Raw genomic sequence first — 18,206 nt, 5'->3', positions numbered from 1 at the left:
ATGCGATGCGGCGGCCGCGGCGATTCTGTGTCGCATAACTGCCGGCGGTCGTGCCGACCCGCCGGTCGTTACCGGCTGAATCCGACGGCCCGGATATTTTTTCGCGAAGCGGTTTCGCTTTCCGTCTCGATGATGCCGGTCAGCACGTCCGGCGCGTCGTCGCGCCGGTTTGCGCGGAACAGCCGCCGGAAGGTGACCAGGTCGCCGTACAGGACGTGCCAGCGGATCTGCCATCCGGCCGGCATCGCAATGCGGTTCAGTACGGCCGGGGCGTTCGACAGGATACGGGCTTCCTTGTTGTGACTCTGGTGAAACCACTCGACCCGTACTTCGCGGCATCGTTTCGCTACTTCGCGGGCGAATCCGCGGCCGCCGTTGTTGCTTTCGATGCGGGCTGCGACGGTGCCGTTGCGTAGCAGCATGTCGGCTACCAGGATCTCCGTCTCCTCCATGCCGAGCGGCGAATAGACCGCGTCGGTAATGTAGACGATACCGTCGCGCCCCACCTCGTAACAGACCGAGCACAGGTAGTCCTCGCCGGTATCGGCCGTGTCGGTGTAGTTGGCCCGGCGGACGGTATCTTCCGGCAGGCGGTCGTAGGTCTTGAAATTGTCGCCGTATAGCAGTCCTTCGCGTACGGCGGGATGTCCCTGGTACATTGTCTCGAACAGCAGCGGGTCGAGTCTGCGTTTTTGTTCCAGTAACCGTATGCCGTGGCGTTCCGGCCACAGCGCTTCGCCGGGCTTTCGCGGGTCGGAAGGGGTGGGGGGACTTTGTTTGACGGCTTCGAAGTTCAGGTGCAGCCATTGTTCCGCCTGCGTTTTTCCGTTATAAGATTCCGAGGAGGCGGTCAGTTCGAGTACCGGTTCGTGGGCGGCGATCCGTCCGATCAGATCGTCTTCGTGCCAGCGCGTGAAGACGATCAGTTCGCGCGAATCGTTGTGCAACCGGGTTTTGACGACCGCATTGTACCATTCCCACGCATGGTCGCGGATCAGCGGCGAATTGGCTTCGGCCGCGTCTTTATATAGGTCGTCGAGGATGAAAACGTCGACCGGGTTGCCGGTCAGCGCTCCTTCGCGCCCGACGCTGAGCAGACCGCCCGGAGCGCCGATCAGTTCGAATTCGTCGCTCGTGCGGATCACGTTCGGTTGTTTTGCGGAGGACGTCTTGAGCCGTGTCGCGGGGAAAACGTCCCGGTAGGCGGGTTCGCTCATCAAACGTTGTACCCGGCGGTTGAAGCGGGACGCGAGCCGCAGGTTGTACGAGGCCAGCGCGATTCGGGTCTGCGGTGCGATTCCCAGCAGGTAAGCCGGCAGCAGCACCGACGACCCGAGCGATTTGCCGTGTTGCGGCGGCACCGAAACGATCAGCCTGCGGATTTGTCCGTGCGCGAAGCGGTCGAGCGTATTGTAGTAAGTGCGATGGAACGGGGTCAGGCGGATCGCCGGCTGGCAGACCCGCGCGAAATCGCATAGCGAGCGGCGGGCGAGTTCCGCCGCTGCCTGTCGTTTTGAAAGCAGCATAGATCGGTATGGTTAAGACGAAAAGTTACGGGGGCGGTTTCCATTTTACCGGAGTCGGATTCGGTCGTACTCCGGAGTAAATTTCGGACGGGTACGACCGGTTCGTCAGAGTTCCGACAATCCCGAAATTTCACGGAGCGCTTGTTCGGACAGTCCCGACAGGTCGGGACGGTCGTCGTCCGCAGTGTCGTTGTCCGGAGGACTGCCCGTGTCGGCAGCGGATTTTGCGCGCCATCGTTGCGGATCGAGGTTCGACAGCGCGAATGTGATCGCCGCCAGGTCGGGGGCGACCTGCTTGCGGGTGATCGTTTCGTTTTTGATTCGTTTGTTGCCGTCTCCGTCGTATTCGTAGGTCGTCTTGACCTCTTTCAGCAGGTAGCCCCGGATTCGTTTTTCGAGGCTTTTCAGGGCTTTGGGGTATAACGTGGAGGATGCCTTCTCCTGCCGGGCCGGGGCGGGAGCCCCTGCGGAAACGGACGAAACGGAAGCTTTTTCGGAATCGGTCATGGTTTTTCGGTTTGTGCCGGGAAGCGCGTCGGGCGCCGATGCGCTTCCCGTACTTGTTTCCGGGTCGGAGCGCCGGGGCGGTCGCGCGACCGGGATGCGTTTCCCGCCGGACCTGTACGCCGGACCTGTCATGTTCATAAGGCAGGATCTCCGATGTTTAGAACCGGCTTTCGAGGAATCGGTTCAGGGTGTTCCAACTGAAATCGCTTTGCTGCTCCCCATCGATCAGGGCGATGTCGTAGTTCCACCACACCGGGAGTACCGAGAGGATGATTCCGGTTTCCGGGGCGCGGCAAATGATCAGCGTACAGGTCAGCGAGGAATAGAATTCGTCGGTGTCGTATTCGACGGTGCCGTTAAAAAAATCTTTTTCCCGAATTTTTTCCAATAGAAGTTCCGCAATTTCTTCGTAAATTTGTTTGGTGATCGTGATCATAATTCTTGCAGTTTTGAATACAAAGATTAAATAAGAACGGTTCGAAATGGATTATACAATTTTTGAATCTAAGATTTGAATTTGGAAAGCTTGTAATAGTCTTTATATCAATTTCTATTTGAATTTTGTGTAAAACTGTTTAACTTTGCAGTACAAATATAAGTTCAATATTTTAATAAAACACATTTTTGCCTGAAAAAATGCAAAAAAATAACGATATCCGTATTTTGTGCGACCGGCTGCGTATGATTCGCTCTGAATTGTCGATGACTCAAGAAGATATGGCCCGTATCATAGGGATCGGTAAAAGCGCGTTGTCGATGATCGAAACCGGAAGGGCGTCGTTGTCGGAACGAAACCGCAATATTTTGATTCAAACATTGAATGTCAATCCGGAATGGCTTGAATCCGGAACGGGAGCCATGTTCAACGAGCAGTTCCCCGAGCGGACTTTCCTGAAGGGGAGCGACCGCCCGGTCGGATCGCAGAGCGTGCCGCTGTACAACGTGGAGGGGACGGCGGGCCTCGTTCCGCTATTTCTGGACAAGGCGTCCCGGCAGCCGGTGGATTACATCCACATTCCGAATCTGCCGAAGTGCGACGGGGCGATTTATGTCGTAGGCGACAGCATGTATCCGTTGCTCAAAAGCGGCGATATCGTGCTGTACAAGCAGTTGAACGACATCAACGACATTTTCTGGGGCGATATGTACCTGCTTTCGATCGACATCGACGGCGAGGAGTACATTACGGTCAAATATATCCAGAAGTCCGACAAGGAGGGGTGCGTCAGACTGGTGAGCCAGAATGTCCATCATGCCGACAAGGACGTCGAAATATCCAGAATCCGTGCGCTGGCTTTCGTGAAAGCCAGCATACGGATGAACTCGATCCGGTAACTAACCTAAATTTATAGCGATATGAACGTAAAGATAGCTCCGCGGTGGAAAGATCTGATCGGAGCGGAGTTTGAGAAACCCTATTTCGAGCAGCTTGCCGCGTTCGTCAAACAGGAATATGCCACGAGGCAGGTTTTTCCCGCCGGGAAAAATATTTTCCGGGCGTTCGATAAGTGCGATCCGGACGATCTGAAGGTCGTGATTATCGGGCAGGACCCTTATCACGGCGTCGGGCAGGCCAACGGCCTGTGTTTCTCTGTAAACGACGGGGTGCAGTTTCCGCCGTCGCTGGTCAATATTTTCCAGGAGGTGAACGCCGATACGGGGACGCCGGTTCCGCAGAGCGGCAACCTCGACCGTTGGGCCGAACAGGGTGTGTTGCTGTTGAACGCCGTGTTGACGGTGCGCGCCCACGAGGCGACTTCGCATGCCGGAAAAGGGTGGGAGCAGTTTACCGATGCCGTCGTACAGGCTATCGCGCGGCAAAAACAGGGGATTGTCTACATGCTGTGGGGGTCTTACGCCCAGCGTAAGGCGTCGATGGTCGATCCGCAGCGGAATTGTATCCTGAAGACCGTGCATCCGTCCCCGCTGTCGGCTTACCGGGGCTTTTTCGGGTGCCGTCATTTCAGTCAGGCGAATCAATACCTGCAAAGTATCGGAAGGACACCGATCCGCTGGTAGCGGGTACGAACGAATTAATTCATAAAGTGGCTTACGGGACCGGAGGCTCCTGCATGGTCGTTAAGGACGGACCGATTTATCTGTACTACACTTATTGCGGCGACGGCATCGTTTACGACATTCGTTTGGCTACGGCCGATGCGAACGATCCGAATTGGCCTGCCGCGCTGACCGAATGAAAAGCGCCCGGATCGTTCCTGTATGAACGTCCGGGCGTTTGATTCGGTGAATCGTCCTATTCCCACTCGATCGTTGCGGGCGGTTTCGAACTGATGTCGTAAACGACGCGATTGATTCCTTTTACGCGGTTGATGATGTCGTTCGAGACTTTAGCGAGAAAATCGTAGGGCAGGTGTACCCAGTCGGCGGTCATGCCGTCCGTCGAGGTGACCGCGCGCAGCGCTACGCAGTTTTCATAAGTGCGTTCGTCGCCCATCACGCCGACCGACTGAACCGGCAGCAGCATCACGCCCGCCTGCCAGACCTGATCGTACAGTCCCGACTCTTTCAGTCCGTCGATAAAGATTTTATCGGCTTCTTGCAGGATACGGACTTTCTCGGCCGTCACTTCGCCGAGGATACGGATGCCGAGTCCCGGCCCCGGGAACGGATGGCGCCCGAGGATATCCGCCGGAACGTTCAACTGGCGTCCCACGCGGCGTACTTCGTCCTTGAACAGCAGTCGCAGCGGTTCGACGATTTTGAGGTTCATCTTTTCGGGCAGCCCCCCTACGTTGTGGTGCGATTTGATCGTCGCCGACGGGCCGTTGACCGAGATCGATTCGATCACGTCGGGATAGATCGTTCCCTGGGCGAGCCACTTCACGTCGGTCAGTTTCTGCGCCTCGGCGTCGAATACTTCGATGAAATCGCGGCCGATAATCTTCCGTTTCTTTTCCGGGTCGGTCACGCCGGCCAGGTCGGCGAGGAATTTATCGCCGGCCCGTACGCCGATTACGTTCAGTCCCATCGACTCGTAGGATTTCAGCACCGATTCGAATTCGTCTTTGCGAAGCAGGCCCATATCGACGAAGATGCAGACCAACTGATCGCCTACCGCTTTGTGCAGCAGTTCGGCCGCCACCGACGAATCGACGCCGCCGGAGAGTCCCAGCAATACCTTGTCGCCTTTGATCTTGTCGCGCAGTTCGCGGACGGTCGATTCGATGAACGAGTCGGGCGTCCACTGTTGGCGGCAGCCGCAGATATCCACGACGAAATGTTTCAGCAGTTGTTTGCCTTCGGTCGAATGGTACACTTCCGGGTGAAACTGGATGCCCCAGGTCTGTTCGCCTTCGATCTGGAAGGCGGCGACCGGAACGGTGTCCGTGCTGGCGATGATGCGGTAGTTTTCCGGAATCTTCACGATCGTATCTCCATGCGACATCCATACTTGCGTCCTGTCCGAAAGGCCTGCGATCAGCGGGTTGTTCGCAACGACTTTCGATAGTATCGCGCGTCCGTATTCCCTTGTGGCCGATGGTCTTACCTCGCCGCCGAATTGTTGCGACAGGTACTGGGCCCCGTAGCAGACGCCCAGCATCGGAAAGCGTCCCTTGATCGCCGACAGGTCTGCCTGAGGCGCCTGGGCGTCCCGTACCGAATAAGGACTTCCGGAGAGGATCACTCCTCTGACCGATTCGTCCGGCTGAGGGAAGTGGTTGTACGGATGGATTTCGCAATAGACGTTCAGCTCGCGCACGCGGCGTGCGATCAGCTGCGTGTACTGTGAACCGAAATCGAGAATCAAGATTTTTTCCTGCATATTCTGTTAGATGTGTTTTTCGTGCGTTTAGCGGATCTGCGCTCCGGCCTGCCGTTCGAATTCGCGGATCAGATTGCCCATCGTCCGGTCGATCACTTGGTCGGTCAGCGTTTTTTCACGGTCTTCGAGGACGAAACTCAGCGCGTACGATTTTTTGCCTTCCGGCAGCTTGTCGCCCTCGTATACGTCGAACAGCGATACGCTCTTCAATAGTTTTTTCTCGGTCGCGAAAGCAATCCTGCGCAGTTGCGCGAAGTTGACGCTCTTGTCCACGAGCAGTGCCAGGTCGCGTTTCACTTCCGGGTATTTTGGCAGTTCGCTGACCGTGACCGTATGGTTTCGGGTCAGTTTGACCAGCGCGTCGAAATTCAGTTCGAGGTAATAAACGTCCGCTTTAACGTCGAACAGGTTGCGGATCTTCCGCGACACGACGCCCATTTCGAGCAGCGGTTGTCTGCCGTTGAATTTGCAGCGGACCGCTTCGGCATACAGGTCGCTGTCGAGCGGTTCGGTGGTCGCGTCGTTCAGGTCGACACCGAATTTTTTCAGCACTTTTTCAGCCGCGCTCCGTAGCGTGTAAAAAGTGCTCGGCTGCGATTGAACGTTCCACGAAGCCGCGTGGTCTGCGCCGGTTATGGCCATCGAAACCATTGCCCGCTGGCTGTACGGCGCGAGCCCTCCCTCTTCGGCTTTTGCCGGATCGTAAGAGTAGCAGTTGCCGAATTCGTAGATTTTCAGGTCTCCGTTGCGGCGGTTGACGTTCAGTTGGATCGCCTCCATTGCGTTGAACAACAGTGTTTGACGCATTACGCTCAGGTCGTTGCTGAGCGGGTTGAGAATCTGCACGCAATTTTCGGCTTTGTAGGCCGATAAGTTTTCGTAATAGGCCGCTTTAGTCAGCGAATTACTCATAATCTCTAAAAATCCGTTGGCGCTCAGCGTATCGGAGAGCATGTTGATCAGCTTGTCGCGGTTCGGCTTCGGAGCGTAGGAGAGCGTCGAGTTGACGTGCATCGGGATCTCTACGTTGTCGTAGCCGTAAATCCGCAGGATGTCTTCCACGAGGTCGGCCTCGCGCCGCACGTCGACGCGGTAAGGCGGTACGCAGACCTGCCATGCGCCGTCGCGTTCCGATTCGATCGTCACGCCGAGCGCGTCGATGATTTTCCGGACGGTCGTCTCCGGGATCGCTTTGCCGATCAGCCGGACGATCCGGTCGTACGACACCTCGAACCGGAACGGCTCGATCCGCACCGGGTAGATGTCGGTTACGGCCGAAGTAACGACGCCTCCGGCCAGTTCGCGGATCAGCAGCGCGGCGCGCCTGAGCGCGTAAGGCGTCATGTCCGGGTCGATTCCGCGTTCGTAGCGGAACGACGCGTCGGTACTCAGTCCGTGGCGTTTGGCCGTTTTGCGGATCCAGACAGGGTTGAAATAGGCGCTCTCGATAAATACTTCGGTCGTCGAGTCCGATACGCCCGAGTCGAGTCCGCCGAACACGCCGGCGATACACATCGGCCCTTCGGCGTTGCAGATCATCAGGTCTTCGGCCGACAGTTTGCGTTCCACACCGTCCAGCGTAACGAACGGCGTCCCTTCCGGGCAGGTTCTCACGACGATTTTGTCTCCTTTGATTTTCGCCGCGTCGAATGCGTGCAACGGTTGTCCGGTTTCGTGTAAAATGAAGTTCGTGATGTCGACCACGTTGTTTTTCGGGTTAATGCCGATAGCTCGCAGGCGTTGTTGCAACCAGTCCGGCGAAGGCGCGATTTTGATTCCGGTCATCGTTACGCCCATGTAACGCGGCGCGGCTTCGGAATCGGCTACCTCCACGGCGATGGTTTTCGAATCGTTGTCCCGGCCGAACGCGTCGACCGCAGGCAGGATCAGTTCGTGCGGGATGTCGTTGGCCTTCAGGTAGACGGCCAGGTCGCGCGCTACGCCGTAGTGCGACATCGCGTCGGCCCGGTTCGGCGTCAGGCCGATTTCGAGCAGGTAATCGTCTTCCAATTGGAAATATTCTTTCGCCGGAGTTCCCGCTTTCACGTCGGCCGGCAGTACGATGATTCCTTCGTGGCTCGTTCCCACGCCGATCTCGTCTTCGGCGCACAGCATACCGAATGATTCGACGCCGCGGATTTTACTTTTTTTGATCTTGAAGCCGTTCTCTTCGCCGGTCGGATACAGCATGGCGTTGATCGTCGCTACGACCACTTTCTGTCCGGCCGCTACGTTCGGCGCGCCGCATACGATCTGGGTCGGCTGCCCGTCGCCGAGGTCGACCGTCGTTACGTGCAGTTTGTCGGCGTCCGGGTGTTTGTCGCAGGTCAGCACTTCGCCGACGACCAGTCCGGCGAGTCCCCCGCGGATCGATTCCGCTTTTTCGAATCCCTCGACTTCGAGTCCGATCTGGGTCAGTGTCCGGGAGATCTGTTCGGCGTTCAGGTTGGTTTTGATATAGGCTTTCAGCCAGTTCAATGAAATTTTCATCGTTCTATCTTGTTTTCCTTTTAATTTGTCGTCGATTGTTTCGGGCAGTCGGGCTTTCCTCCGGAAATCGGCCGGTGTTCCGGTCGCCTGAAATAGGTGCGAAAGTTACGAAAAGTTTTACAAAGTATCTAATTTCAGCGGGTACGCCCGGCGATAAATGCGGATAATTCGTATCGGACGGCGGCGGCTCATTCCTTATCTTCACAAGCTCCGGCAGCGATACCGGGTTCCGTCGTCACCGAGGTGCTTCCGAACGGAAAATCGCACATCAAAAAATAAAGCGCTATGAATGAGCGCTTTATTCGGTAGTTTATAAAAATATGTTTTTATAGTTTATCGCTGTATACGGCTCCGGGCAGATCCTGCAGATTGTAGCGCGATGCCATCGCCATGCCGTAAGCCCCTGCCGAACGCAGCGTCAGCAGGTCTCCGCGCGAGGTGACCGGCAGTTCGACGTCGCGGCCGAAAATATCCGACGATTCGCAGATCGGGCCGCCGATCGTATATTTTTCGCTCCCGGTCGCGGAAGTCAGGTTTTCGATCTTGTGTTTCGCGCCGTACAGGGCCGGCCGGATCAGGTCGGTCATTCCTGCGTCGACGATCACGATCTTCGTACCGGCCGACGTTTCTTTGTTGTAAAGCGCGCGCGTAATCAATTCGCCGCACTGCGCGACCAGCGAGCGGCCCAGTTCGAAATGCACGGTCTGGCCTTCGTCGATTTTCAGGTTGCGGTGGAAGATGTCGAAATAGGTTTCGAAGTCGGGCATCGGTTCCCGGTCGGGGTCGTCGTAGTCGATGCCGAGTCCGCCGCCCATGTTGAGGTGTTTCAAAACGATGCCCTTTTCGCGGAACCACTCCTTGATGTCGAATACCCGTTTGCTGAACGTTTCGAACACCTGCATATCGCGGATCTGCGAGCCGATGTGGAAGTGCAGCCCGACGATTTCGAGGTTTGCGAGTTTTTCGAGCGAAGCGATCGCCGCGTCGATTTCGTCGTACGAGATGCCGAATTTGTTATCCGCTTTGCCGGTGGTGATGTAGCGGTGCGTTTTCGGATCGACATCGGGGTTGATCCGAAGCGCGATTCGCGCCTTTTTGCCCATTCGTCCGGCGATTTCGTTGATGACTTGCAATTCGTGCAACGATTCGCAGTTGAACGAGAAGATTTCCTGGCCGAGCGCGTATTCGATCTCCCGGTCGGTTTTGCCGACGCCGGCGAATACGATCTCCGATGCCGCAAACCCGTTTTCGACGGCCATCCGCACCTCGTTGCCGCTGACGCAGTCCATGCCCATGCCGGCGCGGCGCACGGCTTCGACGATGCGCGGGTCGAAGTTCGATTTCAGCGCGTAATGTATTTTATAGCCGTAACGCGATGACGCTTCGGTCGCCTTGTTCAGTGTGCGGTTTAGCAGTTCCATGTCGTAAAAATAGAACGGCGTGGGCAGTTCCGCTAACTGTTTGATGTAATTTCGTGCGCTCATAATTATTCGAAAAGTCCGTCGTTAAGGGATTGCAAGGTTTGTTTCTTGTATTCGGTGCTGATCAGCATCGCCAGGCTGCGGTGGCTTGCCCCGTACGAGATCATTTTGATCGGAATCGACTGGACGCTTTTGAAAACGCTGGCGGCCAGTCCCGCGTCGCCGTGTTCCATTCGTCCGACGACGCACACGATCGAATTGTTGCGTTCGATCTCGATCGTGCCGAGCTTTTCGAGTTCGGCGACGATTTCGTCGATGTGCTTGTCGTTGTCGACCGTCAGCGATACGGCCACTTCGGACGTGGTAATCATGTCGATCGGCGTGCGGTACTGTTCGAAAATCTCGAATACCTTACGCAGGAAGCCGTAGGCCATCAGCATACGCGCCGAGTGGATACGGATCACGGTGATTCCGTCTTTGGCGGCCACCGCGTGGAACGATTTCGAATCGTCGTCGCGGTCGGAAATCGTCGTGCCCGGGGCTTTCGGGTCCATCGTATTTTTCAGCAGCACGGCGATCCCTTTGTCTTTGCAGGGCTGTATGGTCGCCGGGTGCAGGATCTTCGCCCCGAAGTAAGCCAGTTCGGCCGCCTCGTCGAAGCTCATGTTTCGGATCGGGTGGGTGTGGTCGACGATGCGCGGATCGTTGTTGTGCATTCCGTCGATGTCGGTCCATATCTGCACTTCGTTCGCGTCGATCGCCGCGCCCATCAGCGCCGCGCTGTAATCGCTGCCGCCGCGTCCGAGGTTGTCGATTTCGCTTCGGTTGTTCGTACAGATGAAACCCTGCGCCACGTAGAAAGTATCCTGGTCGGCCGCTACCGGAGCCAGCGCTTCCCTCAGACGGCAAGTATCTACTTTCCCGTCTTCGTCGGTCACCATGAAGTCGGGCGAGTTTAGGCATACGGCCTTCATGCCGGTTTCGTTCAGGTACAGCGTGAAAATCGCCGAGGTCAGTAGTTCGCCCTGCGCGATGATCGTGCGTTCGGAAGTGTATTCGCGGAATGCGCCGACTTCGCTGCGAATCAGTTCAAAGGCGGCTTTCATCCGTCCGAGGGCCTCGTCTCGGTGCGCGCCGAGCACCCCGTCGATGCAGGTCGTATATTTATCGGTCAACATCGCGAGCTGGCTTTCCACCGTGTCCCGGTCTCCGGCTGCGGCTGCCGCCACGATCTTCACCAGAGCGTCGGTCGTGCCCGACATCGCCGACAGCACCGTGATCCTCGCTCCTTCGTGACGGACTACTTCGGCTACTTTCTTCATATTCGCGGCCGAACCCACCGACGTGCCTCCGAATTTCAACACTTTAATCATAAAAACAATCAATAAGTTGTAAAATCAAACAAGAATTTATTTTTCGCACAAAAATAGAATGAATTGTTTGTTTTTATCGGGTAATTTTATTTTTTTTGCAACAAAGCGGGTCGGAGTGAAAAATTAGACACGGCCCGGGCAGGGAAGCGTCCTGTGCGGCGACGGATCCGGTTGGTATTGTCACATAAAAAATAACGATATGCTCACGATTCCGAATGCGGTCGAAGAGGTGATCAAAAAGAAGCCTTTTCTGGAAGGCGCGCTCGTTGAAGGATTGGTCAATCTTTCGGCGTTGGCCCGGCAACTGAAGCCCGAAATAGAGAAAAAAGTAGGAAAGGAGGTAAACGACAGCGCCGTCATCATGGCGCTGAACAGGCTGGTTCCGCGTCTGGAGTTGATGTCGGCGATGAAGTTCAAAAAGGTGGTCGAAAACATCGGGGACATCATCGTGCGCTCGAACCTGGCCGATTACGCTTTCGTCAACTCCCCGACCCTTTACGAACGGCAGGCCAAGCTGCTCGACCGCGTGCGGGCGATGAAGGACGTGTTTTGCACTTTTTCGCAGGGGATCTACGAGACGACCCTCGTCGTGAGCAGTTCGATCGTCAAGTTGGTGGACGAAATTTTCGCCGAAGAGACCGAGATCGCCAAAACCGAGAACCTTTCGTCGATTACGGTGAAGCTGCCGGCCGAAAACACCATCTGTCCGGGCGTCTATTACTATATTTTCAAGGAGCTGGCGTGGGACAATATCAATATTGCGGAGGTAATCAGTACGACCAACGAGTTTACCGTCGTGATCGGCGACGAGGACATTCACCGGGCATTTACGATCCTGATGGAGGCCAAACGTCAGGTCGGCGTCTGAATGATTCCGTTTTCGGCGAATAAGGCGAATAATATAAAAAGGTCTGGACGGTAAGCGAACGAGCCGATTGTTCCGAAGTTTTCGGGCCGGGAATGCGCCGGTGGCGACGTTTTGCGTTATTTTAGGATGTAAATATGTATCTGCAAGAGGATTGCGGGACTATAAAAAAGTGAACTTTTTCACGAATTTCCGATGATTCTCATTACGAAGTTGTATATTTGTAAAATTAGTTATAGCAGATTAATTTATTCACACGGACAAGGATGGTCAGGGAAGAGCAATTGCTGAAAAGAATTCAGGAACTGGAAACGGAAAACGAGAAGCTTCGCACACAACTGAATCGTCGTACTTCCGGCGCCGTCGACGGCGCCGCCGAACAAACCCGGGCCAAATACGCGGATCGGATATTGGATACCTTGCCCGATATGATGACGGTGTGGACCAATTCGGGGGTTATTACGGATCTGATTTCGTCCGAAGAGACCAATCATGTGGGCGTTCCGTCCGAACGGTTCATCGGGATGAATATCCGGGAGCTGTTGCCGGAGGAGGCTTATCGAAACGTGCGGGCCAATCTGGATCACGTGCTCGAAACGAAAAGAGGTTCTACCGGGCGGCACGACCTGACCGTGGACGGCGAACTCCGGCATTACGAAAACCGGATCTGGCCGCTCGACCGGGACAAAGTGTTGTGTATGTGCCGGGATATCACCGAGGCGGTGCGTACCCAAAAGGCGATGAACGACGCCAACAAGCGGATGAAGCTGATCGAGCAGGTGGTTTCGCTCGGGTATTGGTTCTATTATTCGGAAACCAACGAATTTTATGCCCCGGATATCCTGCCGGTACTGCTGGAACGGGAGAGCGGAGCCGATTCTGTGAATGCCGACTACTATTTCGAGCATTTCGTCCATCCGGACGACCGTGAAAAAGCGCGCCAGTTGCTGCATTATAATCTGGAGCTGGGAGAAAAAGATTACATCGAGTTTCGGATCGTTACCGACGACAAAGTCAAATACCTGCGTCACCGGGTTCTTCGGGAGTCCGTCGAAAAAGGACATCGCGTCGTCGAAGGGTACGTGCAAGACGTAACGCCGATTATCGAGCGTTACCATGAACTGGAAATCCTGAAATATGCGGTGAATAATGCCAGCGAAGAGATTTTCTGCTGCTCGCTGGACGGCATGTTCCGTTTTGCCAACCGGACGTTCCTGTCGCACCACCGGATTACGGACGACGTCGCGAAATATAGTCTGAACGATCTCAAAGAGGGACAGTATGCTCCGGACGGTTTCGAGGCCCTGGTCGATAGGTTGCGGCGGAACGGCGGGGTGTTGCAGAATACGTGCTCCTACGAATTGCCCGACGGCGAGTCGATCACGATGGAGTCGATGGTTTACCTGTTGGACGATTCGTTTTCGGATCAGAAGGTCGTCTGGTTTTTCTGCCGGGACGTTACCGAGCGAGTCAGACAAGGGAACGAGTTGAAAGAACTGAACCGGCTGATGGAAGCGATTCTCGATAATATCCCGGTATACCTGTTCGTGAAAGACCCGAACGACGAGTTCCGTTATCTGTACTGGAACCAGTCGTTCGTCAAGCATTCGGGAATTCCGGCTTCGCAGGTGATCGGGAAGACCGATTTCGAAATTTTTCCGAATCCGGCCGATGCGGCTCATTTCCAGCGCGACGATCTCGAATTGTTGAAGCGGGGCGAGTTGCCGCCTTTCGAAGAGGAGTATTCCGTCGTAACCGGCCAGAAGCGGATCGTCAATACGGTGAAGATGCTGGTTCCGGTCGAGGAACGCAAGCTGCCGCTGCTGATGGGGATTTCGTGGGATATTACCGAACGCAAGGTGATCGAGACCGAGTTGCTCGAAGCTAAAGTGAAGGCCGAGCAGTCCGACCAGTTGAAAACCGCTTTCCTGGCCAACATGAGCCACGAAATCCGGACGCCGCTGAATGCCATCGTCGGCTTTGCCAAGATACTGCCCGAAATTACCGACGAGATGGAGCGCGCTTCGATCATCAATATCATCGACACCAATTCCGATCAATTGCTGATGTTGATCAACGACATCCTCGACCTGTCGAAGATCGAGGCGGGAACCATCGAGTTCGTGGACATCCCGGCGAACCTGACCGATCTGTGCCAGAATATTTACTGCACGCTGATCGAGAAGACGGCTCCGGGCGTGCAACTGGTATTCGAGGGCGCTTTCGACAATCTGGTGACGCTTTGCGACCCGGGCCGGTTGTCGCAGGTGATCGTCAACCTGATTACCAACGCGATCAAATTTACCAAAGAAGGGTTCATCCGTTACGGGTATCGGCTCAGGGAGGATCGGGTCGAGTTCTATGTGGCGGATACCGGCCTGGGGATTCCGGAGGACAAACTGAGCACGATTTTTACCCGTTTCACGAAATTGAATTCATTCATTGCGGGAACGGGGCTCGGACTGGCCATCTGCCGGATGATCGTCGAACGGCAGCATGGGAAAATATGGGCCGAATCGAAACTGGGCGAAGGTTCGATATTCCGGTTTAATTTTCCTTACCGGAAGTGCTGATTCCTTTTGGTCCGATGTTCGTCTCGGCTGTAAGCGGCTGGTTTGTAAAATATTGATTTTGGGTTGTGGCAGAAAAGGCGGGATAAATCTTCCGCCTTTTCTGTTTGATACGGCCGGTTACGGCCGGATATTGAACGTGTACTTCTCTCCGTTCTGCAATCGGTCGACGGTAATCCATGCCCATCGCGCGTCTCCGGCCGGTTCGGTGCGGACGACCGTGCCGTTCACGGTAATCCGGTCGCACGTGAACGGGCCGGCCCTGAATTTCAGCGTATCCAGGTTTCCTTTGTTTTCGATCGAAAACGAGGCGGTTTGCACGTTATTTTCCGGATAGGTCGCCCGGTAGCTGATTTTCGCTTCGCTGCCGGGAACGGTCAGGTCGTTTACTTCGACGTTCCATGTTTTCGGCAGCCGGGGCATGATCTTGACGACGTTGCCCTGCGCTTTCGAAGTGCCGGCCGCCATCAGGATCGTCCGGACGGTTTCGTTCTGCTGCACGAAATTGCCGAGATCGCCTTGGCGCCGGTACATTCCCTGCTCCCGGCTGTACGACGCGCCTTCCGGGACGATGAACGGCTTCGGCAACCTCGGGCTGTAACACAGTTTCGAAAGATTGGTCAGGAACCGGTCGTAATCGTCGCTCCGGTCGAGCAGCATCGAGGTCTGCGTGATGATGTTGTGGTCGTATCCGAGTCCGCGCGGCCCGAAGAACGCGTTGCCGATATAACGGTCGATATCGCTCCGGTAGGTGTTGTCGCAGAGCGAATACCATGCTGCGGGCGCGTCGTTGCGGACGTCGTAGCCCACGTAGTCGGCGTAGATCGACATCGACGGGTCGTGGAAAAATCCGAACTTTTCCGGGTTCCACTGTCGCCCGTCGGAGAATCCGTCGAGGATCGCCCGCTCCATCCGGTCGGCCAGTTCGGTCCATACCGTCGCTTCGCGGGTTTTGCCGGCCGCCTGCGCCATTTCGACGTACATCCGCACGCCGAGGTAGCACGGGATGTTGGCGAACATCGTGTAGTCCATCATGGCGGCTTCCGTTTCGCCGTACATCAGTCCGTTCTTGTTGAACGATATGTCGGGGTTTTTCATCGCCCAGTCGATGTAGTGCACCGCTTCGTTGACGTATGTCCAATTGTCGAGCACCCACTGCGGGTCGGCTCCGCCGTTGCGCCATACGTTGGCGATGCTCATCATGGTCAGTCCGTGTCCGTCCGGTTCGCTGTTGCCGAAGTTCTGGTAGTCGTCCCCGAAAAGTTCTTTTGTGTACTGCGTCGGCCAGTTGGCTACCGGGACGAGCACTTTCGAGTATTCCATCGGTTTGTTCGGGATGACGCTCCAGTGCCCCGGAATCCGTTTGCCGAGCATCGTCAGTCCGTTGTCCGGGTAATACATCAGGCATTTGTGCAGAAAATCGACCGATTTCTGCGTTTTCGGCAGCAGATCCAGGTAGGAGAGGATTCCCAGCGCCCGGTTCCGCGAATACATCGCTCCGCAATAGCTGTTCGCTTGCGGAACCCAGGTTCCGAAGCCGTCGTACCGCCATGACGGGGCTCCCGGCGAGCTTTCGTCGATCATTCCGTCGTCGCGCATTTTGGTCAGGATATCCTCGACGTTGTAGTAGTACACCTGCGTCAGGATGTCGGCGAAACGGTTGCCGGTAAACGAAATCCGGGCGCGTTCGTAGGTTTCGGGATATTTGAATGCAGGAGCTTTCTTAAAATCGCTTTCGAATGTGTAAAGGCGGCGGCGCATTCGTTCGATCTCGCGGCGCATCGTGTCCGGGCGTCGGCTGTCGATCGTATGCGTGTCGAAAAACGGATCGGCCGCATCGACCGGTTTGCCGCCGGAGAGCGTTTTCCGCTCGTCCGAACGGAGCAGATATCCGCCGTCGAACACCGGTTCCCCTGCTTTGCGGGGATTGTCGGCGAGCCGGATTTCGCGGATCGGTTTGGATTGTATTTTCACTTTGATGACGGTCTGGTCGTTTCCTTCGAATCCGCCCTGCAACTGAAGCGCTTTCCGCAGGCAGGCCGTCATGGCCGGTTCCGCCTCTTCCGTTTTGAACGGGGCTCCTCCGTCGCGCCAGTTCGCTTTGAACCACATGGTATAACCGAAGATCAGCGGAATTACGTCGGCGGTTCCGTCCGCGTAGGCGATCACGATCTCGCCGGCCCGGTCGCCGATGAACAGGTTTTCCGATTCCACGAGACTGCCCCAGGGCGGGGTGCCGCGGTCTTCCGAGTTGTATCCTCCGACGAAATAGATGTATTCGCCTTGCGGATTCTGCTGCGAGGGCCGGAACGGCATTTCGAACCATCCGTCTCCGACGAGACGCGTCCGGGCGTCTTCCGCCGCTGCGCCGCCGGGCGTCAGCAGCAACGAAAGAGCGATGATCTTGTAAATGTTTTTTTTCATGCGGGTTAAGTTTTGGGTTTGTCAAAAGTAATAAATAAATAGGATAGATTTTTGAAAAAAATATCCGCTTTGTTCCGTTTTTTTGCGATTTAATTTGTTATTTTTGGAAAAAGAAGTAATTTAGTGCGGATTTAACCGATTAAGTGATTTAAAAGTCGATTCGGGGTAGCATATCCCGTTTTTCCGATCGTATGAAAACTTCGTTGAAAGATATCGCCGAAGAGCTTCGCCTGTCGAAAACGACCGTTTCGTGGGTGCTTTCAGGTCGTGGAAACGAGCGCGGGATCAGCCAGGCGACTCAGGACAGGGTCAAGCAGTGCGCCCGGCGAATGAACTATCAGCCCAATCTGCTGGCTCGTAGCCTGAATACCGGGGTGTCCAGCACGATCGGCCTGATTCTTCCTTCTATTTCCGACTCGTTTTATTCGCAAGTCGCCCGCGAAGTCGAGATGGAAGCCGAACGGCACGGCTATTCGCTGATGATATGCAGTTCGGAGTCCGAAGGCGAGCGGGAGAACCGGATGATCCGGATGTTCCGCGCCAAGCAGGTCGACGGGATCATTCTGGCCCCGACCAAGATTTCGAAGACGGAGATCCGGCAGTTGGTTGACGACGCGTTCCCGCTGGTCGTTTTCGACCGTTATTTTTCGGAACTGAAAACCCATTATATAATTATCGACAACGAACAGAGCAGCTACCGGTTGGTGAGCCACCTGATCGAGCGGGGAGCCCGCCGGATCGCCATCGTGACGACCAACCCGCATCTGACCACGATGGATCAGCGGCGTGCCGGTTATGCCCGGGCGCTGACGGAAGCCGGTCTTCCTGTCGATCCCGACCTGTACGGCGAGGCGGCGTTCGTCGGTTACGAAGAGAACGTGTTCCGCGCGCTCGACCGGATTTTCGCCAAGGCGCCCGACGTGGACGGTTTTTTCTTTACGACCCATATCCTGGCGCTCGAGGCGTTCCGTTATTTCCACGGCCGCCGGATCGACATCAACGACGGTTACGGGCTGGCCTGTATTCACGAGGTGCCTGCGATGAGCGTGTTGGCTCCTGCGATGAACGTGGCGCGGATGCCGGTCGGGGAGATCGGACGCAACGCGGTGCGGATGCTGCTGGGCGATATCCGGAACCGGGGCAGTCTGCCGCGGTCTGCCGATCGGGAGTTTGAGTCGCTCGTGCTGCCCTGCGAACTCTGCTTCCGGGATTGACGGGACTTTTTTTGAGGGCAAGAAACTTAAAC

General features: G+C 55.8%; 14 protein-coding genes. 6 read left to right on the top strand and 8 right to left on the bottom strand.

Annotation, left to right across the window (positions count from 1 at the left end):
- Positions 1-68: 68 nt before the first annotated feature.
- The 3 genes from terL to GFH31_RS05385 all read right to left on the bottom strand — a co-directional run bounded on the left by terL (position 69) and on the right by GFH31_RS05385 (position 2,469).
- On the bottom strand, positions 69-1,526 hold the full coding sequence (terL, locus tag GFH31_RS05395; protein WP_101572341.1) for a phage terminase large subunit: 1,458 nt from the start codon (positions 1,524-1,526) through the stop codon (positions 69-71).
- Between the two features lie 105 nt (positions 1,527-1,631).
- A complete protein-coding gene (locus tag GFH31_RS05390; RefSeq protein ID WP_125147213.1) occupies positions 1,632-2,033 on the bottom strand; it encodes a hypothetical protein in 402 nt (133 codons plus the stop codon).
- 157 nt (positions 2,034-2,190) lie between these two features.
- Positions 2,191-2,469, bottom strand: coding sequence for a hypothetical protein (locus tag GFH31_RS05385; RefSeq protein ID WP_055205321.1), 279 nt, complete (start codon positions 2,467-2,469; stop codon positions 2,191-2,193).
- 227 nt (positions 2,470-2,696) lie between these two features.
- Between GFH31_RS05385 and GFH31_RS05380 the strand changes: the two genes are divergently transcribed.
- The 3 genes from GFH31_RS05380 to GFH31_RS05370 are packed head-to-tail and all read left to right on the top strand — an operon-like array spanning position 2,697 to position 4,231.
- On the top strand, positions 2,697-3,368 hold the full coding sequence (locus GFH31_RS05380) for a helix-turn-helix transcriptional regulator (protein WP_055205424.1): 672 nt from the start codon (positions 2,697-2,699) through the stop codon (positions 3,366-3,368).
- Positions 3,369-3,389: 21 nt separating this feature from the next.
- Entirely contained in the window at positions 3,390-4,052 is a 663-nt protein-coding gene (gene ung / locus GFH31_RS05375) for a uracil-DNA glycosylase (RefSeq protein ID WP_101572343.1), read from the top strand.
- Positions 4,053-4,078: 26 nt separating this feature from the next.
- Positions 4,079-4,231, top strand: a complete 153-nt coding sequence (locus GFH31_RS05370) for a hypothetical protein (protein ID WP_153498304.1) — start codon at positions 4,079-4,081, stop codon at positions 4,229-4,231.
- Between the two features lie 56 nt (positions 4,232-4,287).
- Here GFH31_RS05370 and guaA read toward each other — a convergent pair whose 3' ends face one another.
- The 4 genes from guaA to GFH31_RS05350 form a co-directional block, all read right to left on the bottom strand.
- Positions 4,288-5,817: a glutamine-hydrolyzing GMP synthase gene (gene guaA / locus GFH31_RS05365; protein ID WP_153498303.1), complete on the bottom strand. Its 1,530-nt coding sequence runs from the start codon at positions 5,815-5,817 to the stop codon at positions 4,288-4,290.
- 27 nt (positions 5,818-5,844) lie between these two features.
- Positions 5,845-8,307, bottom strand: coding sequence for a phenylalanine--tRNA ligase subunit beta (pheT, locus tag GFH31_RS05360; protein ID WP_118656801.1), 2,463 nt, complete (start codon positions 8,305-8,307; stop codon positions 5,845-5,847).
- A gap of 326 nt (positions 8,308-8,633) precedes the next feature.
- On the bottom strand, positions 8,634-9,791 hold the full coding sequence (lysA, locus tag GFH31_RS05355) for a diaminopimelate decarboxylase (RefSeq protein WP_101572349.1): 1,158 nt from the start codon (positions 9,789-9,791) through the stop codon (positions 8,634-8,636).
- A gap of 2 nt (positions 9,792-9,793) precedes the next feature.
- Positions 9,794-11,098 (bottom strand): aspartate kinase, encoded by a 1,305-nt coding sequence (locus GFH31_RS05350; protein ID WP_219618093.1) that lies wholly within the window; start codon positions 11,096-11,098, stop codon positions 9,794-9,796.
- A gap of 202 nt (positions 11,099-11,300) precedes the next feature.
- Between GFH31_RS05350 and GFH31_RS05345 the strand changes: the two genes are divergently transcribed.
- Positions 11,301-11,969 carry a hypothetical protein gene (locus GFH31_RS05345; protein WP_055205327.1) on the top strand — a complete coding sequence of 223 codons (669 nt, stop codon included), beginning with the start codon at positions 11,301-11,303 and terminating at the stop codon, positions 11,967-11,969.
- Positions 11,970-12,232: 263 nt separating this feature from the next.
- The gene (locus tag GFH31_RS05340; RefSeq protein WP_153498302.1) at positions 12,233-14,539 is read left to right on the top strand and encodes a PAS domain-containing protein; all 2,307 of its coding nucleotides are present in this window, start codon (positions 12,233-12,235) and stop codon (positions 14,537-14,539) included.
- A gap of 117 nt (positions 14,540-14,656) precedes the next feature.
- Here the strand turns inward: GFH31_RS05340 and GFH31_RS05335 are convergent, their stop codons facing one another.
- The gene (locus GFH31_RS05335) at positions 14,657-16,960 is read right to left on the bottom strand and encodes a hypothetical protein (protein WP_153498301.1); all 2,304 of its coding nucleotides are present in this window, start codon (positions 16,958-16,960) and stop codon (positions 14,657-14,659) included.
- A gap of 191 nt (positions 16,961-17,151) precedes the next feature.
- On the opposite strand from GFH31_RS05335, the gene GFH31_RS05330 reads away from it, so the two are divergent.
- Positions 17,152-18,174 (top strand): LacI family DNA-binding transcriptional regulator, encoded by a 1,023-nt coding sequence (locus GFH31_RS05330; protein ID WP_101572355.1) that lies wholly within the window; start codon positions 17,152-17,154, stop codon positions 18,172-18,174.
- Positions 18,175-18,206 lie beyond the last annotated feature (32 nt).

This window comes from Alistipes sp. dk3624 (genome assembly GCF_009557455.1).
Classification (GTDB): Bacteria; Bacteroidota; Bacteroidia; order Bacteroidales; family Rikenellaceae; genus Alistipes_A; species Alistipes_A hominis.
This window is presented reverse-complemented; position numbering and strand designations above follow the sequence as displayed.